The organism is Paenibacillus sp. GD4 (genome assembly GCF_030846225.1).
Lineage (GTDB): Bacteria > Bacillota > Bacilli > Paenibacillales > NBRC-103111 > Paenibacillus_G > Paenibacillus_G silviterrae.
The window spans coordinates 4,216,273-4,241,133 of the sequence record NZ_JAVCYK010000001.1; the positions used below are offsets into that span (position 1 = coordinate 4,216,273).

Annotated in this window: 17 protein-coding genes; 16 read left to right on the forward strand and 1 reads right to left on the reverse strand. The window is 52.5% G+C overall.

Going from position 1 to position 24,861, the window contains the following annotated elements:
* Window positions 1-55 precede the first annotated feature (55 nt).
* The 10 genes from RAC89_RS20075 (at window position 56) to RAC89_RS20120 (ending at window position 13,473) form a co-directional block, all read left to right on the forward strand.
* Window positions 56-1,045: an aldo/keto reductase gene (locus RAC89_RS20075; protein ID WP_306615469.1), complete on the forward strand. Its 990-nt coding sequence runs from the start codon at window positions 56-58 to the stop codon at window positions 1,043-1,045.
* 192 nt (window positions 1,046-1,237) lie between these two features.
* Entirely contained in the window at window positions 1,238-2,179 is a 942-nt protein-coding gene (locus tag RAC89_RS20080; RefSeq protein ID WP_306615470.1) for a carbohydrate ABC transporter permease, read from the forward strand.
* A 57-nt stretch (window positions 2,180-2,236) separates the two neighbouring features.
* On the forward strand, window positions 2,237-3,025 hold the full coding sequence (locus tag RAC89_RS20085; protein ID WP_372516700.1) for a carbohydrate ABC transporter permease: 789 nt from the start codon (window positions 2,237-2,239) through the stop codon (window positions 3,023-3,025).
* Between the two features lie 135 nt (window positions 3,026-3,160).
* On the forward strand, window positions 3,161-4,534 hold the full coding sequence (locus tag RAC89_RS20090; RefSeq protein ID WP_284638412.1) for an ABC transporter substrate-binding protein: 1,374 nt from the start codon (window positions 3,161-3,163) through the stop codon (window positions 4,532-4,534).
* A 511-nt stretch (window positions 4,535-5,045) separates the two neighbouring features.
* Window positions 5,046-6,863, forward strand: a complete 1,818-nt coding sequence (locus tag RAC89_RS20095; protein WP_306615471.1) for a cache domain-containing sensor histidine kinase — start codon at window positions 5,046-5,048, stop codon at window positions 6,861-6,863.
* The gene (locus tag RAC89_RS20100) at window positions 6,856-8,466 is read left to right on the forward strand and encodes a response regulator transcription factor (RefSeq protein WP_306615472.1); all 1,611 of its coding nucleotides are present in this window, start codon (window positions 6,856-6,858) and stop codon (window positions 8,464-8,466) included. Before RAC89_RS20095 ends, RAC89_RS20100 begins: the two co-directional genes overlap by 8 nt.
* Window positions 8,467-8,522: 56 nt before the next feature.
* Window positions 8,523-9,650, forward strand: coding sequence for a glycoside hydrolase family 88 protein (locus RAC89_RS20105; protein WP_373429972.1), 1,128 nt, complete (start codon window positions 8,523-8,525; stop codon window positions 9,648-9,650).
* A 101-nt stretch (window positions 9,651-9,751) separates the two neighbouring features.
* The gene (locus tag RAC89_RS20110) at window positions 9,752-10,606 is read left to right on the forward strand and encodes a helix-turn-helix domain-containing protein (RefSeq protein WP_306615473.1); all 855 of its coding nucleotides are present in this window, start codon (window positions 9,752-9,754) and stop codon (window positions 10,604-10,606) included.
* A 103-nt stretch (window positions 10,607-10,709) separates the two neighbouring features.
* On the forward strand, window positions 10,710-12,029 hold the full coding sequence (locus RAC89_RS20115) for an ABC transporter substrate-binding protein (protein WP_306615474.1): 1,320 nt from the start codon (window positions 10,710-10,712) through the stop codon (window positions 12,027-12,029).
* A 49-nt stretch (window positions 12,030-12,078) separates the two neighbouring features.
* On the forward strand, window positions 12,079-13,473 hold the full coding sequence (locus RAC89_RS20120) for a family 43 glycosylhydrolase (RefSeq protein ID WP_306615475.1): 1,395 nt from the start codon (window positions 12,079-12,081) through the stop codon (window positions 13,471-13,473).
* Window positions 13,474-13,517: 44 nt separating this feature from the next.
* Here RAC89_RS20120 and RAC89_RS20125 read toward each other — a convergent pair whose 3' ends face one another.
* A complete protein-coding gene (locus RAC89_RS20125; RefSeq protein WP_306615476.1) occupies window positions 13,518-14,480 on the reverse strand; it encodes a DMT family transporter in 963 nt (320 codons plus the stop codon).
* A 178-nt stretch (window positions 14,481-14,658) separates the two neighbouring features.
* Here RAC89_RS20125 and RAC89_RS20130 point away from each other — a divergent pair, with 178 nt between their 5' ends.
* The 6 genes from RAC89_RS20130 to RAC89_RS20155 all read left to right on the forward strand — a co-directional run bounded on the left by RAC89_RS20130 (window position 14,659) and on the right by RAC89_RS20155 (window position 24,800).
* A complete protein-coding gene (locus tag RAC89_RS20130; RefSeq protein WP_284644835.1) occupies window positions 14,659-15,579 on the forward strand; it encodes a carbohydrate ABC transporter permease in 921 nt (306 codons plus the stop codon).
* A 22-nt stretch (window positions 15,580-15,601) separates the two neighbouring features.
* Window positions 15,602-16,486 carry a carbohydrate ABC transporter permease gene (locus tag RAC89_RS20135; RefSeq protein WP_306615477.1) on the forward strand — a complete coding sequence of 295 codons (885 nt, stop codon included), beginning with the start codon at window positions 15,602-15,604 and terminating at the stop codon, window positions 16,484-16,486.
* Between the two features lie 72 nt (window positions 16,487-16,558).
* Window positions 16,559-18,313 (forward strand): sensor histidine kinase, encoded by a 1,755-nt coding sequence (locus tag RAC89_RS20140; protein WP_306615478.1) that lies wholly within the window; start codon window positions 16,559-16,561, stop codon window positions 18,311-18,313.
* On the forward strand, window positions 18,310-19,917 hold the full coding sequence (locus RAC89_RS20145; RefSeq protein WP_306615479.1) for a response regulator: 1,608 nt from the start codon (window positions 18,310-18,312) through the stop codon (window positions 19,915-19,917). Before RAC89_RS20140 ends, RAC89_RS20145 begins: the two co-directional genes overlap by 4 nt.
* 144 nt (window positions 19,918-20,061) lie before the next feature.
* Window positions 20,062-21,447, forward strand: coding sequence for an ABC transporter substrate-binding protein (locus RAC89_RS20150; protein ID WP_306615480.1), 1,386 nt, complete (start codon window positions 20,062-20,064; stop codon window positions 21,445-21,447).
* Between the two features lie 107 nt (window positions 21,448-21,554).
* A complete protein-coding gene (locus tag RAC89_RS20155; RefSeq protein WP_306615481.1) occupies window positions 21,555-24,800 on the forward strand; it encodes an alpha-mannosidase in 3,246 nt (1,081 codons plus the stop codon).
* The last annotated feature ends 61 nt before the right edge of the window (window positions 24,801-24,861 follow it).

Sequence of the window (24,861 nt, forward strand, 5' to 3'; positions counted from 1 at the left end):
CTCAGACGAGCCGTTCCGCTACAATGAGGGTAATTCATTTAGGAGGGTTGACTGGATGGTATATCAAGCAAGCGACACTCGATATGACACCATGCTATATCGCCGCTGCGGAAGAAGCGGGCTAAGGCTGCCGGCGATTTCACTTGGACTATGGCACAATTTCGGAGGCATCGATTCTTACGAGAACGGAAGAAATCTCGTTAGGAAGGCGTTTGATTCCGGCATTACCCATTTTGATTTGGCGAATAATTACGGTCCGCCGCCCGGGTCAGCCGAAGAGACGTTCGGCAGGATGCTGCAAGCGGACCTGGCCCCTTACCGCGATGAGATTATCGTCTCCACCAAAGCGGGGTATTACATGTGGCCCGGTCCTTACGGAGAATGGGGCTCCAAAAAAAATCTCATTGCAAGCCTCAATCAAAGCTTGAAACGAATGAAGCTGGAGTATGTCGATATTTTCTACCATCATCGCCCGGATCCGAACACGCCCCTGGAGGAAACCATGGGAGCGCTCGACCAGATCGTCCGTCAGGGCAAAGCGCTTTATGTCGGGATCTCGAACTACAATCCCGAGATGACCCGGGAGGCTTCACGCATCTTGAAGGAGCTGGGGACGCCTTGCCTGATCCATCAGCCAAGATATTCCATGTTTACACGGCATATCGAAGCCGGACTGCAGGATGTCCTGGAGGAGGAGGGCATCGGCTCGATCGTCTACTCTCCGCTGGAGCACGGAATCTTGACCGATCGCTATGTAAACGGTATTTCACCGGATTCGCGAGCTGCGGGACCGAGCCCGTTCTTACGGCCGGAGCATATCAGTGAAGAGCGAATGGACAAGGTGAAGCGATTGACGGAGCTTGCGGCCCAGCGCGGTCAGAAGCTTTCGCAGATGGCCTTGGCTTGGGTACTGCGGGGAGGAAGAGTGACCTCCGCGTTGATCGGCGCCAGCAAGGTCGGCCATATTGAGGATGCCATAGGGGCGCTTCAGTCCCTGGATTTCACCGAGGAGGAATTGGCGGCTATCGACGCCATATTGGCGTGAGCACACCATGAATACAGCTTCACCTTTAAACAAAGCAGGCTAACGGGTTCAGCCCCGTTAGCCTGCTTTGTTTATTGAAAGAAAGTCAAAATATGCAGTGAAAAAATCAAGATAACGTTATGCTCGGGCTGCGGCAACAACCTATAATGAATGCATACAAACCTATTATATGAATGAAAGGTGAGTCGCACAGTGAATACTACCACCACATCTGTCTCACTATCCGACCGAAAAAAGGCCAGCCTGAAGCGCAATGCCTTGCGTCGCAAAGAAAGCATTGCAGGCTTTTTATTCGTAAGTCCAATGTTAATCGGGGTCACTCTACTGACCTTGCTGCCGATCCTGGCTACATTTGTGCTCAGCTTTGCAGATTGGAACTTCGTTGCCGGTATGAAGGGAATCAAATGGACCGGCTTTGACAATTTCACCAAGCTGTTCTCGGAGGAAAGCTTCCTCATCTCCTTAAAGAACAATTTCATCTTTATTTTTACAGTACCGATCTATATGCTCGTCTCGCTGCTGCTGGCGATACTCATTAACAAGCATGTCTATATGAAGAGCTTTTTCAAGGTCGCGTACTTCATGCCTTATATCTCCAGCGTGGTTGCGGTAGCGATTGTATGGCAGGTCTTGTTCCATCCGTCGGCCGGACCGGTAAATCAATTTTTGATGTCGCTCGGATTCGATAACCCGCCGAAATGGATTGCTGACCCGGCATTTGCCTTACCCTCCGTCATGATGATCTCCGTGTGGATCTCGATCGGTTATAATATGATCGTTTATATGGCGGCTCTGCAATCGATTCCTAAGGATCTTTACGAGGCTGCCGATATCGACGGTGCGAACGGCTGGGTGCAATTTACGAAAATCACGGTTCCGATGTTGTCACCGACGTCTTTCTTCCTGCTCGTAACGGGGATCATTTCGACATTCAAGGTATTTGACCTGATTATGGTTCTGACCAAAGGCGGACCGATGCAGTCCACTAGTATGCTTGTCTACTACTTGTACGATCAAGCGTTCGTCAGTCTCCGTGTAGGCTATGCATCTTCGGTTGCGGTTGTCCTGTTCCTCTGCGTATTGCTGATTACGGTATTGCAGTGGTTCGGTCAAAAGAAATGGGTTAATTACTAGGAGGGACTTCCCGTGAAACAATCTATCAATGTATCGAAGCTGGTGACGACGATCATCATGCTGGGTGTGAGCATTTTGTTTCTCATGCCGTTCATCTGGATGCTCTCCGCTTCCTTCAAAATAGAGGCGGATGTCTTCAAATATCCAATTCAGTGGATTCCGGAACGCTGGAATTTGGTGGAGAATTATAAAGAAATTTGGGCCGGGCAATATGCCTTCTATGTATATTATTGGAATTCCATTAAGGTTTCCGTCTTAACCACCTTGATCTCTTGCGCGGTGTCCGCGCTGGCGGCGTACGGCTTCTCTAAGGTAGATTTTCCTGCCGGCAAATGGTTATTTCTGATCGTGCTTGCTACCTATATGGTTCCATCCCAGGCGATTTTGATTCCGCAATTTATTTTGTACCGCAATATCGGACTGTTCGACAGTCATTTGGGCCTGATCCTGCTAGGAAGCTTCAGTGTGCTGGGGACGTTCATGCTTCGCCAGTTTTTTATGGGACTGCACAACGACTTTATTGAATCGGCCAAAATCGACGGTGCGGGCCACTGGCGCATCTTCTGGCAAATTGCTTTCCCGCTCGTTCGTCCGGCCATCGCAACCTATGCGATCCTTCGTTTCATCTGGACCTGGAACGATTATCAGAACCCGCTCATCTTTATTCGTACGGACAAACTGTATACCATTCCGCTTGCGGTGGATAAGTTCGCATCGATGAACGGCGAGTTCTATTCTCTCATCATGGCGGCGGCGGTTTCTGCGATTCTGCCATTGCTGATCGTATTCATTATAGGTCAGAAAAGCGTTATCGAAGGCATTGCCGTAGGCGGCGTGAAGGGATAGTATTCTCGGAGGAAGTAAAAATAACGTTGATAGTGGTAAATATCGCGTCATACGACAGCTTCCTCCAGTAGCTATAATGAGCATGTAGACAACTAATATAAAAATCATAGTCAATACCATGATGGAGGGGCTAAAATGAAAAGAAAAGTATGGACCAGCATGATTTCGGGTTTGGCTGCCGTGAGCTTGCTTGCAGGCTGCGGAGCTGAGAAGGAGGCGCCGTCCGCAGGAGCGGCTAACGGCGGTGCGGCAGCAGGGCCGGTTACGATCAAGTTTCATGCCTTCGGCAGCGAAGCTCAGCAGGCTTGGACGAAGGTTATCAGCTCTTTCGAAGCTAAATATCCGAACATCAAGGTGGAGCTTGTTAACCTGAGCGAGAAGGGCGACACACAGGAATACGCGAAGAAGCTCGACCTGGCTGCGGCATCCGGCGAAGCAATGGATGTTATGATGTTCAGTGAAGCAGGGATGTACGCACAGCGTGTAGCGCTTGGCATGGTAGCGCCTATTGACGAGTTTATCCAAAAGGAAGGCTACAAGGTAAACGAGGAGTATAAGGTAGATACGGCGCTGAACGGCAAATATTATGCGCTCCCAGGGAAGTTCAACCCTTGGTATGTGCTCCTGAATAAGGATCATTTGAAAGAAGCGGGTCTTGAGGTACCGAAGGACTGGACTTGGGATCAATTCGCCGACTATGCGAAGAAGCTGACGAAGGGCGAAGGCGCCAGCAAGCGTTACGGCACCTATTTCCACGGTCCTCAGGGCGGCGGCTGGCTCGAGTATACAAGACTGGCATTGGCCAATCAGCCGGATAATTCCGATTACTTGAAAGCAGACGGCACTTCCAACCTAACGAATCCTTTGTTCAAGAAGTCGATTGAGCTTCGTTACCAAATGGAGAAGGTTGACAAGTCCTCCGTTCCTTATGCGGATATGATTTCGCAGAAGCTGCACTACCGTCCGCAGTTCTTTAACCAATCCGCAAGTATGGTCGTAATCGGCAGCTGGATGAACTCGGAAATCGGCGGTACGGATCAGTTCCCGCTGAACTTTAATGTAGCGGTAGCTCCGTTCCCGAAAAATAACGCTTCCGATCCAAGCGGCTATTCCATGGTGACAACCGACTTTATGGCGGTTGCAGCAAACTCCAAGCATAAGCAAGAAGCGTATCAGTTTATTCGCTACTTCACAACCGAAGGCACCATCGCTCAAGGCAAATACGTTCCGTCCTGGAACAAGGTGAAGAATGAAGATATGAGCAAGATCATCGATACGATCCTGGCCGGCACGAAATCTCCGGATAAAGTCGATAAAGAGTCGCTGAAGTCGGTTCTGGCGAACTCCCGTGCATCCAAACTGGTTCCTCCGACATCGTTCCAAGCGGATGTGTATAAAGTGATCAACGAAGAATATGAGAAGCTGATTCTCGATAAGCAAAACCTCGATGCCATGCTGAAAAATTCGCAGGATCGTACTCAGAAATTGATCGATTCCAATAAGAAGTAAGACTTTAAAGAGGCTGTCGCTGAAAGTAGATTGATCTGCTTTCGGTGGCGGCTTTTTTTTTATGTCAATGGACAGCTTTTTCTTGAAATGCCCCAAGTAAGGGATACAATTCTGCTATAGTGCAGAAATTTACGATCCCAAACGAAGGTTTGAACGAGATTTGTGAGAATAGACACCTTTGAGAGGGCACAATGTCCGAAACCGAGGCAAATGGCCCAGGAATGTTGTATATACGAAGAAATCTACTTTCTTTCTGATTGAAACCATGGGAAAAAGCTGCCTATTTGCAGAATTGTGCTAGTTCAAAGAGAAAAAAACCGCCTCGATCCGGACCCGACCGGAATGTCTTTTGATCCAATCAACGGTAGGGATAGGAACGGATCATGCGATGGAAATCGGTTATTTCGCATACATTTTCAAAAGGAAGTAAAGATAGTAGAATAGGATGTCAATATAACGTTATGCTAGGGTGAGACGAAGTTTTATAATGATGGAGAGGGGAGGGAAAGGAATGATCCGGCGTTGGCTGCACCTGTTATCAATAAAGTCCTTCCGCACGAAGCTGACCCTGGTATCCGTCCTGTGCGTTATGCTTCCGGCCCTGGTCACGATGAGCGTATACAATTACTTGACACGCGACGCCGTAAAGAATCAGGCGGTATCCAATGCAAGACAAACACTGAAGCTGGTGGACGGGAATGTGTCCAATACGCTGGAGTACATGCTGTATTTGATCAACTACATTCAGCTGGATCCCGGCACACAGATGCTCCTAAAGCAGCTGAACGAAACCCAATATGATAAGTACAGCTCTCTTACCACAGAGCAATACGTCGCGGGAAATGAAATTTTGAATATGATCGAGGGCTTGACCGCCGCGGGCGAGAAGAGCTACCTTACCGTGGTTCTGAAGAACGGTTTGTACTATACCAACTATCAGAGCTACGAATTCGAGCCGGACAAGCTGCTGAAAGAACCGTGGCTTGAGGAAGCAAACAAGGTATATGGCTTCAATTCCTATTGGCTTGGGACTACTCCTACCGTATTTAAAAGCGATCAGAAGACGAATCCGTACCAGCTGACCGTTGCGCGGCCGCTGCGGCATGGGGATCTGACGATTTACGGGTACGTGGTGGTCTCGATATTGGAAAGTCAACTCCACCAGTATTTTCAAAATCTCGAGGCAGGCCAAGAAGTCATGCTGCTGGATCAAGAGGACCGCATCCTGTCCCATTCCAATCAGGACAAGGTAGGACAAGTGTTCACTTACCTTGAGCAATCCAAGAAAAATGCAGATCCCGACATTGTCCATATCGACGATGTCGATTATTTAATATCAAGCTATAACATTGTGTTTAACGGCTGGAAGCTCGTAGCACTGTCACCTTACCGAACGGCGGTTTCACCCATCAACGCCATTTTCGAGAACGTATTTTTGTTCCAGGTCGTTTCATTTGTTTTGTTCCTGATCCTGCTGATGCTTGCTTTACGGGCATTTACCAAGCCGCTCCTGAAGCTGGACAAGGTGGCTTCGTCCGTTCAGAAGGGCGAGCTGCATCTGCGCTCCCACATCCGGGGACAGGATGAGATCGGCCGGCTTGGCAAATCGTTCGATCAGATGCTCGACCGAATCTCGCAGATGATCGTTGAAATAACCGATACCCAGGCCCGCAAGCGAAAGGCCGAGCTGAACATGCTGCAGGCGCAGATCAATCCGCACTTTCTGTTTAACGTCCTGAATTCGATCCGGATGAAGGTGCTGGGCCGCGGGGACCGGGAAAGCGCCGATATGATCAGCTCCTTATCCAAGCTGCTGCGCATGACGATCCAGGATCAGGGGAATATTCCGCTTCACGATGAGGTGGAGATGGTCATTGACTATATGAAGCTGATGAACATGCGGCAGAAGCAAAAGGTGGAGCTGGACATTGACATCGCCGCGGATGCGTTCCGCGAAGAGGTTCCGCGCTTCTTTCTTCAGCCGATCATTGAGAATGCGCTGATTCACGGTCTGAGTCAGAAGGCGGGGACGATTCGCATACAAGCAACCGCTCAGGACGAATATGTGTGCATTCGAGTGGAGGATAACGGCCAAGGCATGAACGAGGAGGCGCTTACGTCACTGCGGAACCGCTTGATCAAACGGGAGGCCGTCACGGCGGAAACGGATAAAAAAGGCTTCTCCAGCTTAGGCTTGGCGAACGTCTATGAACGAATGCGGATGACGTTCGGGGAAGCGTTCCGCATGGAGATCAACAGCGAGCCGGGGGCCGGGACAAGCGTGATTATGACCATCCCTATGCAAAAGGAGGAGACAGCCCATGTATAAAGTCATGCTGGTGGATGATGATTACCCGGTACTGGAGCTGCTGTCGGAGGTTATCCCTTGGGAGCAGCTCGGCTTAGAGCTCGTAGGTCAATATGAGAACGGAGCCGTCGCCCTGGAAGCGGCGCAAACGCAATTGCCGGATATTATTGTTACCGATATCGGCATGCCGAGGATGAACGGCATTGAGCTGATCCGCGCGATCAAGGAGCTGCAGCCGACGACGCATGTGGTGATTTTAACCTGCCACAGTGAATTCCATTATGCGCAGCAGGCAATGAAGCTCAATGTCCAGGATTACCTGCTGAAGGACACGCTCGATCCCGAGGATTTACGCCGGCTGCTGGAGCAGCACAAGCGCAAGCTGGATGAAGAGCACAACAGTATGGAAAATCAGCAGAAGCTGCGAAATATGGTGAATCGCAACAAGGAGCGGCATAAGGAAAGCTTCATACGGGCGACCATTCACGAGCCCATCCTGACGGAGCAGCTCTGGTTCGAGGATGCGGCCGCCTGCGGCCTGGAGCTGAAGGACCGCGTGTGCCTGCCGATTGCGTGTTATATCGACGGTCAGCGGCTTGCCAGGCAGCGGTTTGTTACGGACGATGTGCTCCGGTTTGCCGTGAATAATATATTGGAGGAGATCTTGGCCTCGGAAGGGAAGGATACGGTTCATTTCACGTATGACGTATTAAGGTCCTTTCTGCTGATTCCCTCCGGCGGAGGGATTAAGAGCAATCCTTACGACGAGGCCGTGCTGCTGCTCAAGCGGATCCAAACGATGGTACAGGCTACCTTGAAGATCCAGCTATCCTTTATTATCGGGCAAACCTGCATCCGTCCGATCGAGCTAAAGCATGAGCTGATGGAGCTGCTGGGCTCGGCGGGCCAACGCTTCTATATGAGCAGCCAGTCGATTCAGAAGAAGACGCCGGTTGCTTTTACCGAGGAATCCGTCCTTTATTCCTCCTACGATGATGCGGTCAACGGCTTCCGGGAGATGCTGATCGAAGGCAACGGCGCGGCAGCCCGTCCGGTGGTAACGGAGTGGATCGATTTTATAAAATCCCACCACTTCCGTCCGGAAACGGTGAAGGACTGGCTGCTGAAGCTGGTGCTCGATCTGAAGCTTAAGCTTCAAGCGATGCAGCTGTTCCGCAATCATTTTTCCGTGGAGATATTGCACCGTGAACTGCTGGAGATGGACACGCTGGAGGAAATCAAGCAATGGATGATTCATTTTTTTGAATCCTCGCTGGTGATCGTCGAAGGGGTGAAGGTGCTGAGCAAGCGCACCGAGGTGCTGGATGCATGCCAGTACGTTTCCCTTCATCTGAACAAAAAGATCAGCCTGGATGAGGTGGCGGAGCATCTGTATATGAATCCGAGTTATTTCAGCCGACTGTTCAAGAAGGAAACGGGCGAGACGTTCATCGAGTACGTGAACCGGATGAAGGTGGCCCGGGCCAAAGAGCTGCTGGATCAAACGAATTTATCCGTTGCCAAGATCGGTGAAACGCTCGGCTACGAGAATCACAGCTATTTCATCAAGATGTTTAAATCCGTTGCCGGGATGACACCGAATGAATACCGCGGCGAGGGATAACGTTGAAACGCAGGAGAGCTGCGGCATGAAAAAACGATAAAGCGGGGGAATCAAACATGAAAATGGCGGAACATTGGGCTCAGGAAGCTTGGACCCGGACGGTAAAGAAGGTAGCATGGACGAGCAAGCGGATCGGAGACGGGTTCCCGCATGCGAGCAAGAACGGGAAATATGTCCTGGAGGCGCCCTCCTGGTGGACGGCCGGCTTCTGGCCCGGCTTGCTGTGGCTGCTGTACCGGGACACGAAGGACGAGACGCTCAAACAGCTGGCGGAGTCCTGTGAGCGGCAGCTGGATCAGGTGATCAGCGATTATTATAAGCTGGATCATGACATCGGCTTCATGTGGACGCTGACCAGTGTTGCCAGATATAAGCTGCTCGGCGAGGAAGACTCCAAGCGCCGCGGCTTGCTGGCTGCGAATCTGTTGGCTGCGCGCTTTAACGTGCAGGGCAGCTATATTCGGGCGTGGAATCCGTGGAGAGAAGGGGATCACAATGAGGGCTGGGCGATCATCGATTGCATGATGAATCTGCCGCTGCTCCATTGGGCCGCGGAAGTGACGGGGGACCCGCGATATAAACATATTGCGGTCCGTCATGCGGATACCGTGCTTGCTCATTTTATCCGCCCGGACGGTTCTGTCAACCATATCGTCATCTTCGATCCGGAAACCGGCGAGAAGCTTAGCGTGAACGGCGGACAAGGCTATGCGCCGGACTCGGCCTGGTCTCGGGGAACCGCCTGGGCCTTATACGGCATGAGCCTCAGCTACCGCTATACGGGGGATGAGCGTTACCTGAACGCGGCGAAGCGGGTGGCGCACTTCTTTATGGCCAACCTGCCTGAGGATCATGTGCCGCACTGGGATTTCCGGCTGCCGGAAGGAGTGCCGGACTATCGCGATTCCTCGGCGGGAGCCTGCGCGGCCTGCGGCCTGCTGCTGCTTGCAGACCAGGTGTCCGGGCAAGAGCGGAGCCTGTACCGGAAAGCGGGAGAACAAATTCTGTACTCCCTCTATGCCCATTACGGATCTTGGGAGACGGACGAAGAAGAAGGACTCATCCTGCATGGAACGAGTCATTACCCCGAACGGAAAAATATGGACGTACCGCTGATTTACGGAGACTATTATTTCGTCGAAGGCCTCTCAAGGCTGCTTGGTCACGGAGAGCTCTTCTGGTAAAGTAGAAAGAAGAGATAGGCTGCACAAATCAACGGCTAACTAGAAGAGCTCAGGGCGAAGGATCGCCTTTCGGGCTCTTCTTTTTTCGGAAAGGAGCAGATATGAAAGAAAATTTCTTTTACTCCGGCTTCTTCACCTCGTTTCATATTTGGAATGTGCTTTACAAAATAGCGGAGAAAGGCTCATCGTATCCTACGCACAAGCATCCGTTGTTTGAAATTTTATATTGCGAAACCGGACGCATGAGCGAATGGGTGAACGGAGTGGAATATCCGCTCGAATCGGGGGATTTCATCCTGATTAACTCGAATGACCTTCATTATTTGGAAACGCACGAGGAAAGCCGATTTTTCAATTTCCATTTTGATGTCGAGCCGAGAGAGGTTCATTCCTTATTCCATGCCCTGCGGAAGCCCATTGCCAGCGTACAGCAGTCCCCGGACATTAGGAGAGAAATCCACGGCTGGATGCAGAGGCTGATCTCGCTTTTTCGTTCCGAGGAGGAGCTTGCCTTTACCCAGAAAATGATCCTCCAGTCCAATATGATGCAGTTTCTTGCTTTCATTCTGGAGAAGATCGTGATTCCGGATACCGCGATGAATGCGCCGACCTCCTTATCGAGGTATCAAATTGCCACTGAGGTCGCTTATGTGCTGGAAACCTCCGGCGGGACGGAGCAGGTGCTTTTGTCGGAATTGTCGGCGCGTCTGCACGTGCATCGGAATTACATGACCAAGTGCTTCAAGCAGGTGTACGGTGTTTCTCCCAAGCATTATTTGATGAAGGTGAAAGTGGAAAAAGCAAAAAAACTGCTGCAGGAAACCACGCTTTCGATTGAGGCGATTGCCGAAGCCTTGGCGTTTTCCTCCCCCGCATACTTCTCTACGTTTTTCCGTTCGCATGTTGGGGTCACCCCCTTTAGGTATCGCTCCGGCGAAGCGAGTGCAAAATTGTAATTTTTGTGTTCGTCCTTTAATTGTTGCTCCTCAGGGACAGTGATAAGATGGCTTCATGAAGCGCTTTCATAAGTGATACTATTTTTATTCGAGGGGGCATATCATGAAATTTCGATATCATGCGGCATTGATAGCAACGGCCGTCCTGAGCTTCGGATGGATGGCGGGATGTACGAACGGCGGCGGGGCACCTTCTGACGTGCCGTCCGAGCAAAGTCCTGCAAATCCGCAGCAGAAGCAGGAGGAGCCGGTCAAGCTCTTGATGGCGCAGAAGTGGTCGGAGATTACGGAGGCAGACTTTCAATCGCTGATCGTGGAACCGCTTAAGAAGAAGTATCCTCATATCGAAATCGAAATGCTCAAGGGAGAGAACATCAAGGAAATGATCGCTGCGGGCACCGTTCCCGATTTGGTGGCTACCTGGGTGAATCTGATTCCGGATTATCAGGATTTGGATCTGGTGGAGGACCAAACGCCGCTCATGAAAAAACACAACCTGGATGCAAACCGATTTGACAGCGTTTACTTGGATACAATTCGGGGATACAATCCAAGCGGACTCGTAGCTTTGCCCTACGATGCCAATTTTAACGTGCTTTATTATAACAAGGACATTTTCGATAAATTCGGCGTAGAGTACCCCAAGGACGGCATGACCTGGGAGGAGACGATTGCCCTTGCCAAACGGGTTAGCCGGGAAGACCAAGGCGTCCGTTACCGGGGATTGGATACGGACGGACACGGCAAGCTGGCGCTGCAGATCGCTTTGCCTGCGGTGAAAGACGGGAATTCGAATGTCAATAACGAGCAGTGGAAACGAATTCTCGAGCTCCAATACAAAATCAATACGATTCCCTTCAATGAAGGAGTGCCTAATGTCCATCAGCGGAATCAGTTTATCAAAGACAGGACGTTGGCCATGTTCGCCACGGGGAATAACCTGAATCTGCTGCAATCCGATGCGGCTAAGGGCTTGAATTGGGATATGGCGCAGTACCCCGTTCACCCGGATCAGCCGGAAGTAGCCGGAATGGTCGACCAGCATGTCATGTTTGTCACGAAGCAAAGCAAGCATAAGGATGCGGCCTTCAAGGTCATCGAGACGATTACCTCGGACGAAATCCAGAAGAAGCTGACCCGGGCGTCGGGCAAAATGTCGGTGCTGAAGGAGCAGAGCATCCGAAAGGAGCTTGGAGCGGATATGCCGGTACTGCAAGGAAAGCATACGGAAGCGATTTTTAAAGGCCGGTACATTCCCGCCTATACGGCAACCAACAAATACCCGGATGCCGGGAAGTTTCTGAACGAAGCGGCGGCGAAGTACTTCCAGGGGGAACAGGATGTCAACACAGCCCTGCGCACGGCGGACGAAGCCATACAAAACCATATCCGGCAGGTGGATGCCGCGACAGGGAAAAAGTAAAGCTTGCGCTGTTACTAAGGCTATACATCCTGCCGAAGAGGTGAAGAGTATGAGGTTATCGAACGGGTGCTTATGGACAGACACATCCGGAAATCCGATTCATGCGCACGGGGGCGGCATGCTTCGCATGGGCGAATATGTGTATTGGTTCGGCGAGAACCGGCAGGGCAGAAACCGTGTAGCCTGCTACCGGTCCAAGAATATGACGGAATGGGAATTTCGCGGCAACGTGCTGACGGTCGATTCCGTGTTCCGGCCCATCGAAACCAGAACGTCTCCTGAGCTTGTTACCGATAGAGATAAGGGAACCGGCTGCAATATGGAAAGACCGAAGGTCGTGTACAACGAGGCAACGGGCAAGTTTGTCATGTGGATGCACTGGGAGAACGGGAAGGATTACGGTGCGGCGCGCTGCGCCGTTGCCACCTGCGATACGGTGGACGGAGATTACGTGTACCACGGCAGCTTCAACCCGATCGGACATATGTCGAGAGACTGTACGCTGTTCGTGGATGACGACGGTACCGCTTACTTCATCTCCGCTTCTCGCGAGAATGCGGATCTGCATATGTATCGCTTGAGCGACGATTATTTGTCCGTTGACGAGCACGTGAGAACACTTTGGCCCGGACAATACCGCGAGGCCCCGGCCGTCTTGAAACGGGATGGCGTGTACTTCATGATTACGTCGGGCTGCACGGGCTGGGAGCCGAATCAAGCCAAGTATGCCTTCGCCGACAGCCTGACCGGACGATGGTCGAAGCTGTATGATATCGGCGGACCGACCGCATGGGATACCCAGCCATCCTATATTTTACCGGTCCAAGGCACGGAATCCGAGACCTATCTATACCTTGGGGACCGCTGGGATCCTAGCGATTACCATGCGTCCTCCTATGTGCTGCTGCCGCTTCACTTTCCAACGCCTACAACGATGGAGCTTCACTGGGCTGACACGCTAAAGGTCGAGTTAAGTACAGGAACGGCGGAAACGAGCCGGACACCCAGCGGCATGTTTCGGATTCGCTCCCGTTCCCTGCGTTACGCCGCTCCTGCCGATGAAGATTCCCGGATCGTCCTGCAGAAGCTTTCCTACCGTGACGAATCTCAATTGTGGATACGGGAGGAGGCTGACAGCGGATACGTTCGAATCCGGCATCGGGCCACCGGCAAGTATCTGGGAACGCTGTCACAAGATGAGGAGTCTGTGGTGCTCCTAACGGACCGGCCGGAGGAAGGCGGACAGCATTGGAGAATCGTGCCGGAGCCTTCCGGCGGCGCTTGCAGGCTGCAGCACCGGGAAACCGGAAAGTGGTTGACCTGGAGCCGGGCTTCGGAGAGGAATGGTTATGTTGCGGATGTCCTGCCGGGAGAGGAAGGTACGGCTGCCCAGACGTTTTTGCTCGCAGAGCAGTATGGCGCACGGATAGACAAAGAAGTATAGACGAAAGCGGAGCTGCGCATAAATGCGGGCTCCGCTTTCTGTATTTATTGCTCCTTCGTCGCTGCAGCCGTCTGACGTGTACGATTGATCAGAATGATGCCCGTGCTGACCAGCCCCAGCGAGAGGATAACCGTATAGCTGAGTTTTTCGTCCAGCAGCAGCATGGACCAAAGCACCCCGAACACCGGAATGAAAAACAGAAACATCGAGATGCTTCCGACGGAATTGTATTTCAGCACCAAATTCCACAAGACGAAGCCGGCCGCCGATACGAAGGCCAGGTAGACCAGAATGGCGATTCCGGCCGCACTCAGCTCGAACGGCATCCAGTGCCCGTTGAATAGTCCGACGACAGTGAGGCCAATCCCTCCGAGCAGCATTTGATATCCGTTCATGTAGAAAACGCTCAAGCGCTGCGAGCCGAGCTTCGACAGGATATTGCCGCAAGCCGCACAGAAGGCCGCAATCAGCAGCAGCAGCTCCCCTGCGCCGAAATGCAGCAGCGCTCCCCCGCCTTTCATAGACAGCAGCACCAGCCCGAGAAAGCCGAGAAGCATACCGGTCAGCTTACGTGCATTCAGCCGGTCGCCCTTTAACAAAAAATGCGCCAGCAAGAGCTGAAAGAAAGAGATCGCGCCGGCCGCTATCGAGCCGAAGGTGCCTGTGCTCGAGCTTAACCCGATGTAAAATACGACGTATTGCATAAACGTCTGCACTCCGCCGATCGCGCAGACCATCCCGATAGATTTGGGGACGATAGCCAAGGATTGGCCGAGCAGGACCATAAGAAAAAGGATCATCAGTCCGCCCAGCGTAAATCGGTAGCCTGCGAACAGCACCTGCTTGAGCATGTCTCCCGGAGCGATGTCCATCAAGGCATAGCCAACCTTGATCATCGGGATTGCGCTTCCCCACAACAAGGTCGAGCCGATGGCCGCAGCGGCGATCCCCGCAGGATGCTTAAAAAATAGTTCCGCCTTCATTCGTTGCTTCCCTGCTTCCTTCATACATAAGATAAAGTGAATAAAATCGATCCCTCTATCCTACCACGGAGCGGACAGCCCTGTCATCGGCTAGATGCTTCCTCATTTTCCGCACGGCAAAAAAGTAGCTTTCTCCCCTTCGTTTAGTCGGATTCTCCATAACGATCCGCTCGCGATTCCGTTTATGATAAACACACACAACATGCAGACAGGGGGAGAAGAAGTGCAAACAGCAAAGCGGCAGCTGAATGCCTGGATTTTTATTTTGCCGAGCTTGGCTTTAACCTTAATCTTCGGAGTATATCCCATCACGTGGGCATTGAAATACATGTTCTACGATTATCAGGGGTATGGCCAGCCGGTGTTTATAGGACTTGAAAATTTTGAGCGGCTGATGCGGGATGCCGAGTTTTGGTCATCGGTTAGCAACACGTTTATTTATGCGGCAGGAAAGCTTGTTGTCACCCTACCGCTTTCTTTAATCCTTGCGGTCATTTTGAATAAGGCGATCAAGGGGAGACAGTTTCTAAGAGCCGTTTATTTCATGCCTACGATTATTAGCGCATCGGTGATGTCGATCGTTTTTTACGTCATTTTTAATTCGTATAACGGTACGGTGAATCAGCTTCTGGTGAAATACGGCCTGGCTTCCGCTTCCATTGATTGGCTCGGTCCGGATTATGCCATGCTGACCTCGATCATGATCGCCATTTGGGGGGCCGTCGGAAACTACATGCTGCTGTTCATCGCAGGGCTTCAAAGCATACCTGACGATCTGTACGAAGCTGCTTCGCTGGACGGCGCCAACGCAGCCCAGAAGCTCTGGCATGTGACGATCCCGATGCTGGGTCCGGTCATGCAGATGATCATCATGCTCGCCATTACCGTTTCGCTGAAGGGCTATGAGAGCATCATGGTGCTGACGGAAGGGGGACCCTACGGCAAGACGGAGGTTATGTATCTATACCTGTACAAGCTGTTCTTCCCGGTATCCGCAGGCAGTCTCACTACGACCCAGCAGTTCGGCTACGGTAGTGCCGTAGGCTTCGCAACAGCGCTGATTGTCGGCCTGATCACCCTGGTGTACTTCTATCTGTCAAGAAAGCTGAACAAAATGTACTGATCCGAGCGAAAGGAGATCAACAATGAATGCGATCGCGCAAGCTAGCAAAGAAAAAGCATACAAGCGGACACTTCGTCCTGCCCGACTGCTGTCTACGATAGTGCTTTGGCTGTTTCTCTTAACGGTATTGGCCTTCACCGTCTTTCCGATATTGATGGCCATCCTGGGCTCGCTGAAGACGAATCTGGATTTGACGACAGGGGCTACCTTCTGGCCGAAGGAATGGCGCTTCGACAACTATGTAAAGGCATGGAAATCGGCCAATTTTGCAAAATTTACATGGAATAGTTTTTTTGTGGGAACACTGACGACAGTAGGTACCATTGCGGTTGCCTCCATGGCCGCCTATGCGGTGGATCGTGTGCCCTTCCGCGGCAAACGCTTCTATGTCGTGCTTCAATCGTGCACGTTGTTCGTATCGATCGGTGCGGTCGTTTTGCGTCCTCAGTTCGATCTGATGATCAGCCTGAATCTCCAGAAATCGCTGCTCGGCGTCGTGATTTTGCTTGTAAGCGCCCATGCTACGGCCTTCTTCATGCTGATCGGCTTCTTTAAGGCGATTCCTAAGGAATTGGATGAAGCCGCCTTGATTGACGGATGCAACTTTTATACCGTATACTTGCGTATTATCCTGCCTCTATTGACACCGGCCATTGGCGTCACGGCGCTGTTCACGTTCCGTAATGCCTGGAATGAGTATATTTTGCCGCTGGTGTTCACGATGACGCAGCCGGACCTGCAGACGCTGACGGTTGGTCTTGCAAGCCTGCGGTACGGAATGGGGGAGGCCTCCGAGCAGCAGCTGATGCTGGCGGGTGCATGTATTTCCTTGCTCCCGATCCTGCTTGTGTATGTTTTCGCCAACAAGTCGTTCATGCAGGTGACGGCCGGCTCCGTTAAAGGATAATTGGGTGGGAAAGAAAGATTGATAGACTCTAGCGGCTGCTAGAGTTTTATTCTTTTTGTGGGGGATAGCAGGATGAAGCAGTGGATGTACCGCAGCACGTTAAACCGTAGAATATGGGTTTCTTTTACCCTTCTCATTGTCTTCTGCATTGCCGTCACGGGGTTACTGTCTAATTATTACGCCTCCCGTGCCATGGAACAGCGTGCGCTCGGTCTGAGCCAAGACCTGCTGGATAAGTCCGTTCGGGTTCTGGATGAGCGCTTGAAGCAAATCATTGTAGCGTCCTCGACGCTCATGCTGAGCGAGGCCTACAAGCAAACGATGCGGGATGTGCAGACGAGAAGCCGTGACCGGTATTTTACGAATCTTTCCTTAATGCAGGGGCCGTTCGAGCAGGTACAAATCACGGAGCAGTCGATTGACTCTATCCTTTTGTCCACCCCGATCGGAGATTTTTATCCGACCACCAAAATCCGCAAGTACCAGGTTCCATTCCAGCAAACCTTGCTGTACCGCGAGCTTAAAGAGGATCCCAGGCCGCAATGGATAACGGGACACCAAGACCCTTTGTTCATGGATGGAAGCCGGGTGATCAGCCTGATTATGCGTCCGCTAAGCGACTATTATATGTCCGATGTTTATGTCATAACGAATGTAAAAGAAGATCGCATTCAACAGCTGCTGCATCAGGATTCCTCCAACGAATCGATGAGCTTTATGCTGCTGACGAAGTCGGGGGAGAGCGTCCTTTCGTCGGCTTCTCAGCCGAGGTGGTTTCAAGAGCCGAAGCTTCAGCAAAGATTCTCCGAGCAAGCCACGGGTCATTTTGAAATCGATACCTCGGAAGGCCCTATGCTGATCAATTACGCGCAGTCCAATTTTGCCGAGGATTGGGTGCTGGTGGGCTATCAGTCCAAGCAAGAGCTGCTGAAGCCGATGAAACGAATTCAATGGTTTATTTGGTTCAGCATGGCGGCTTGTATTGTGATCGCTTTATTTCTCGCCAGGTATCTCTCTTATATGCTCTTGAAGCCCTTGCGTACGCTGCAGCACGTCATGAAGCGGGTGGAGCAGAACGATTTGAGCGCCCGGTTCGATAGTCCGTTTATGGATGAGATCGGCGAAGCGGGCAATCAGTTTAACCGCATGCTGGGAACGATCGGCGGGCTGATTACCGAGGTTCGCGAGCAGGAGAAGGAGAAGCGGCTGGCGGAGGTCAAAGCGCTCCAAGCCCAAATCGATCCGCATTTTTTATACAATACGCTCAATACCGTCTTTTGGAAATGCGAGATGGAGGAGTATGACGATGTGAAGGAAATGGTGGTTTCGCTATCGTTATTGTTCCGTCTGGGACTGAACAGCGGCCAGGAAATCACGACGCTCGGCAAGGAGATAGAGCACGTAAGCCAGTATTTAACGCTTCAGCAAAAGTGCTATGAGGATTTATTCGTTTACACCATCGAATGTGATCCCGAATTACACGATACGCCCATATTGAAAATATTGCTGCAGCCGCTGGTTGAAAATTCGATTTTGCACGGATTGAAGGAAGTCCGGCATCAGGGCCTGATTCGGATTGTCATAAGCAAGGAGAAGGACTCGCTGATCATCCGGGTCCTGGATAATGGAAGCGGCATGGATGCAGACTGGGTGAACCGCCTGACCATGGACCCGGCGTCCCGTCAAGGGTATGCGCTGTCCAACGTGCGTACGCGCCTGATGTTATATTACGGAGCCCGGGCTGGACTCGCCATACGAAGCGAGCCGAATGTGGAGACGGAAATCATGCTGACGATTCCGCTGTTTATGAAGGAGGAGGAGCGATGAGCAATCAAGCGCTGCCGATCAAGCTTTGTGTGATAGACGATATTCCGACGGTGGTCCGCGGCCTAACGACGAAGATGGATTGGGAGGCGCACGGGATTACGGTTGCGGCTACGGCACTTGATGGGGAAGAGGGCTTGCGGCTGATCCGCGAGGTGCGCCCCGATATTATCGTAACGGACATCCGCATGCCGTATTTGGACGGTATCGAGATGATGAAAAGGATCCAAGAGGAATTCCCCTGGATGAAGCTGATCTATATGAGCGGTTATACGGATTTCTCCTATGCCCAGGAGGCGGTTAGGCTTGGGGCCTTCGACTATATTGTTAAGCCGTTTACGAAGCAGGAGGTTCTGGATGCCGTTCTCGCAGCCAAGGAAGAGATCCTTCGGGAAAGAGAAATGTCCTCCAAGATGGCGGACATGGAGCTGAAGCTGAGAGAAAGCCTGCCTTTCCTTAGACAGGAGTACATGAAGCTGCTGGTGCGCTACGGAAGCACACAGACGAGACTCCGTCAGCAGTGGGAGTTCCTGAATATCGATATGAAAGAGAACGAGGTCGTCGCTATGGTGGCCGAGATCGATCAATTCGCCGAGCGCACGAAGGAGCTTCCCGTCAATGAAGTGGAGCTGATCCGCTTTGCGGTCCAGAACATATTGGAGGAGACCGTATCTACGCATACGAAAGGGATTGTGTTCCGGGAGAGCATCGACCAGTTCGTCATGGTAGTGAATCCGCCAGGGGGAATGGACTGCGAGGCGCTTGCCGAGCTGTGCCGTGAGAATATATCGCGGTATACGCATCACACCATCTCGATCGGGCTCGGCACCTTGGTAAACGAGGCCTGGAGAGTGAGCGTTTCGTATGAACGGGCGTTAGCCGCACTGACGAACAGCTTTTATGCCGGCGGGGACAGTGTATACCGCTATACGACAGACCACGCTTCCGCGCTGCCTTATTTGTCGCCGGAGAAGGAAAAAGCTTTATTTTACTGCCTTCGCTCAGGCAACGGGGCAAAGTCGGTGGAGCAGCTGCAGGACATCTGGGAGGACTGGAGCCATAACCCGCCCGAGCCGGAAATGATGCGGGCCTTGTGCAGCGAGCTCTCCCACGCCATGCTGCGCATCTTTGTCGAGAAGGCGACCGAGCAGGACAAGCTGCTGCTTGAGGCCAGGCTGGCGGACATCATCAAATCGAAGCCTGCCTCCTTCACCGACATGCAGCGCCGGATTGAGGATTTTTGCGGCCTCGGCTGCTCCATCATGACGAAGCGGCAGCACAGTGACGCCAGACATTTGATCGGCCAAGCTGTGGAATATATCGAATTGAATCTGCACCGCAACCTCACGGCGCAGGAATGCGCCCAGTCCGTCCATTTGAGCCCAAGCTATTTTTCCAGCCTGTTCAAGAAAGAGATGGGCCAAACGCTTGCCCAATATATCATCGGGAAGCGTATGGACAGAGCGAAGGAGATGGTGCTCGAGGGAAAGCAGGTGCAGGACATCGCTCTGGCGCTCGGCTACGAGGACCGGCCTTACTTCAGCGAGCTGTTCAAGCGGCATACCGGCATGACGCCAACCGAGTTCCGGACCCATTACTCTACTTGAGGTTATCGGGGTCCGTGATCATGCGGAGTCAGGAAAGTCGTTTCTCCTACCCTTGAAAGTTATTTTGTCCTTCCTGTCCGGAGGACGGAGTTGTTTATAATGAAAGCGTGCATTGAATTCATCAGGGAAAAGGGAGAGCATGGAATGAAACAATCATGGGTAAAAGCAGGAATCAGCGTCCTTCTGGCCGGCGCGCTTGCTGCTTGCGCTTCTTCACCGGAGCCGAGCAAGGGCGGAACCAACGCCGCGGACAGCGGTAAAAAGACAAAGCTGACCTATTGGACGAACGATCGTCATGATGTCGACTATTTGAAAGAGGTATTTGCTAAGTTCGAGCAAAAGTATCCGGACACGGAAGTGGAGCTCAAGGTCATGGCGGATAACTATGTCCAATCCGTCGATATCTCCTTTGCGAGCAAGCAGTCGCCCGATATTTTCCGCGTCGACTCGGCGAATCTGGCAACTTGGGTAAAGAAAAGCTATATGGAGCCGTTCGATGGGTATATGAGCGAGGACATGAAGAAGAAGTTCGCCAACCTGTTGATCGACGAGAAAAATACGTACGAGGGCAAGATTTATACGCTTCCGAATATCGGACAGTTCTGGAGACTCATCTATAACATCGATCTGTTCGAAAAGGCAGGCATTAAGGAGCCGCCGAAAACGCTCGAGGAAATGGTCGCGGCCGCAAAGAAAATCACGGAGGCCGGGAAGGACATCGGGGCTTACGGCTTTGCAGGTAACTTTAAAAGTCCGACAGGCTTCGAGCGCGTGGCGTACACCATTGCCAGCTTGAGCAAGCCGGACGGCAATGAAGGCTACAATTTCAAGACCGGCAAATTCGATTTCGGCATGTACAAAGAGGTGGCGCAAGCGCTGCGTCAGATGAAGGTGGACGGCAGCATGCTGCCGGGCTCGGAATCGCTCGATATCGACCCGCTTCGCGCACAGTTTGCTCAGGGAAAAATCGGAATGTACTTCAACCATTCCGGTGAGCCGGGCGTTTACAAGTATCAGTTCCCGACGAACATCCGCTGGGCAGGAGCGATGCCTCCTACCATTGACGGCAAGCAAAACGGCGCAGTACAAGTTATTGCCGGAAGTTATTTGGCGATCAGCAAGGATTCACCTAACAAAGAGAAGGCGTGGAAGCTGATCGAGATGATCTACAGCGATGAGGTGCAAACGCCTTATCATGAGAAGGGCTTCGGTATCTCGGTTATCCCTTCGGTCAATGCACAGGCGAAGGTGCCTGACGTGCCGAGCATTCAAGGCTTCCTGCCTACGAAGCTCGACGGGATTTACCCGGCAGCACCGATCATTATTTCCGAAGGACGGCTCGAAGGTCCTAAGAAGTCGGACGTATTTATGAAATATATCATCACCGGCGGTGATATCGACCAAATCACCCAGGATCTCAGCAACCGTTATAATGCTGCGCTGGAGAAGGCGAAGGCGGCAGGAGATACGAAAGCGGCCCCGATTCCTGATTTTGACGCAGGCAAGCTGCAGGGAACGCTGGCGAAGTAACCAATAACATACATTCCCGATGAAAATGACAGTTCTCGGTACCGATGCACGGGTGCTGAGGACTGTCGTTTGCACATCTTGGGGATCGGAAGGAAGGGAAATGTCGAATGCGTTGGACCAAAGAAAAGCTAGCCGCGCGAATCAGGGAGCTGGAAGCCTTTCGTTACCGGGAGGAGCGGGAGATTCAGTCCATGCGCAAGCAATGGGATCCGGCCGGCGCCAATGGGGTGTACCCGCCGGAGGACGGCGAATGGTCGGAAGCGAGAATCGGCGATCGCTGGAGCGGCCGCGACTTGTATATGTGGCTTGCCTTCGATTGTGAAATCCCTGCCGATTGGATGGGAAAAAAGGTGCTTGGACGGTTTGATTTCGGTCAGACCGGGTCGGGGAATAACAGCGGCTTCGAATCGCTGCTCTTCTTGAACGGCGAGCCTTATCAAGGAGTGGACAGCAATCATGAGGAGGTTTTTCTTCCGGCGTCCTCTCCCGGACAAACGCTCCAGTTCCGGTTTCGGCTGTGGTCCGGTCTGAACGGGTATGGGAAGGCTGCTCCTATCGAGAGTCAAATCAAGCGTGCCGTGATCGGATGGCTTGACGAGGAAACGGATGATTTATACTATACGGGCCGGGCTGTGCTGGAAACGGTGGAGCTGCTGGATGATAACCATGCGGATCGGCACTCGTTATTGTCGGCGCTCGACCGGGCGTTCCTCCTGCTCGATTGGTCTTCTCCCGGCTCCGAGGAATTTTATCGCTCCGTGAAGGAAGCCGCCGCATTGCTTCGGACACAGCTGCAGGAGATGCCGAAGCATCACCCGGTAACCGTGCGCTGCATCGGGCACACGCACATTGACGTCGCATGGCTGTGGCGTTTGCGCCATACGCGGGAGAAAGCGGCTCGTTCCTTCTCTACGGTGCTTCGCCTTATGGAGCAGTACCCGGATTATATTTTTTTACAAACGCAGCCTCAGCTTTACGCGTATCTGAAGGAGGACTATCCGGAGCTGTTTGAACGGATCCGCGAGAGAGTAGCCGAAGGACGCTGGGAAGCTGGAGGAGCCATGTGGCTGGAGGCCGATTGCAATCTCGCGTCCGGCGAATCGCTGGTTCGGCAGCTGCTGTATGGAACCCGCTTCTTCCGTGAGCAATTCGGCGTTGAATGCAATTATTTGTGGCTGCCCGACGTGTTCGGCTACAGCTGGGCATTGCCGCAAATCCTGCGCAAATCCGGTATCGACATGTTCATGACGACCAAGATCAGCTGGAATCAGTACAACCGGATGCCGCACGATACCTTCCAGTGGCGGGGGATTGACGGAAGCGAGGTGCTGACTCACTTCATCACGACTCCGGATCCCGGCGGCAGCGAGGGGGCGTTCTATTATACGTATAACGGCAGCGTCACTCCGCAATCCGTTCAGGGCATTTGGGAGGGCTACCGGGACAAGGATATCAACCGGAATCTTCTGTTGGCCTATGGCTACGGCGACGGCGGAGGCGGGGTCAACCGCGAGATGCTGGAGCTGCGCCGGCGCTTGGAGCATATGCCGGGCATACCTAGCGTCATCACGGGACGCGCCGACGAATACTTCGAGCAGCTGAAGGGAGCGATCGCCGAAACCGATCAATATGTCCATACTTGGGACGGCGAGCTTTATCTGGAGCTGCACAGGGGAACCTATACCAGCCAAGCGTATAACAAGCGGGCCAACCGCAAGCTGGAGCTGCTTTATCGCGAGGCCGAATGGATGAGTGTGCTGAGCAGCCTGCTGGAGACTTCCGAGGCCGGCCGGTGGGAGGCTTATCCGAAGAGCTCCTTGGACAAGGGCTGGCAAATCATTCTGCGCAACCAGTTTCACGATATTATTCCGGGATCATCCATCGGGGAGGTATATGAGGATTCGCGCGCGGAATACTCCGAGGCGTTCGAGCTCGGGAGGTCGGTCTGCCTTGATGCGACAGCCCGCCTAACGGACGGCTCCGGTTCCGGGGATATCTGCGGATTGCAGGAGCAGCTGTGGCTCGGTTCGACGGAAGCTGAGGTGAATTCGGCAGCTGCCAAAGAAGTGCCGGTAAACGGGGAGCAGCGGTTCACGGTGCTGAACAGCGCTTCCTGGAACCGCTCGGGCGTGGTTCGTATTCCGATCGGTGTTCACGGGACATGGGTGGATGCAGACCAACGCTGCCTTACGGCGCAAGTCAAGGATGGGAACTCCTATCTTCATTTGTCCGAGGTTCCATCCATGGGCTATACTACTCTGACGTTTGTACCAGGCGAGACAAAGCGCGACGAGGCTGAGCTTCCGTTTCGTCAGATGGAGAACGGGCTCATCACGCCGTATTACGAGCTGTCGTGGAACGACAAAGGCCAGCTGGTACGGCTGTATGATAAGAAATCCCGGCGTGACGTGCTGGCGGAAGGCCAGGCAGGCAACGTATTTCAAGTGTTTGAGGACAAGCCGAAGAGCCGCCATGAAGCATGGGATATCGATATTTTCTATCAGGAGAAAATGTCGCCGGTCGAGCGGCTGAACCGACTGACGATCGAGGAGATAGGCCCGGTTCGTACGGTCATTGCTTTGGAATGGACCTACCGGCAATCAGTTATCCGACAAAACATGATTTTCTACGCGAAAGACCGGAGAATCGACTTCGAAACGAAGGTGGACTGGCACGAGCAGCGTCAGCTGCTGAAGGTAGCCTTCCCGGTTGCCATTCATGCTCCGGAAGCCACCTACGACATTCAATTCGGCAATGTCAAACGGCCGACACACTGGAATACGAGCTGGGATTACGCCCGGTTTGAATCGGTCGCTCATCAGTGGGCGGATTTGTCGGAGCGGAACTACGGGGTGAGCCTGCTTAACGATTGCAAGTACGGCTATGATATCAAAGGAAATGTCATGCGCCTGACGCTGATTAAATCGGCTATGGTACCGGATCCGAACGCGGATCAGGGCAATCACCTCTTCACATATTCCCTGCTGCCGCATGAAGGGGATTGGTATCAAGGAGGCACAGTGCAGTCCGCTTGGGATTTGAACCAGCCGCTGCAGGTTGCTTGCGGCGCGCCCGGAAGACGAAGCCGATTCTCTTTCTTGTCTCTGAGCGGGGACGGCAAGGCTTTCATCGATGTGATTAAGAAGGCGGAGGACGAGGAAGGTGTTATCGTTCGACTGCATGAATATGCCGGTGTTCGAGGAGAGGTCCGGCTTGCGTGTGAGCTGCCGCTCGCAAGCTGGCAGGAGCTTGATCTGATGGAGCGCCCGTTAGGGCCCAAAAACGAAGAGACTGAGCTGAGCTTCTACTTGAAGCCTTACGAAATTCGAACGTTTCTGCTTACGTTTAACTAGACTGACGGCAGGTGCAAAACCCCTTAGCCATCCATTTCAGGATGAATAAGGGGTTTTTCCG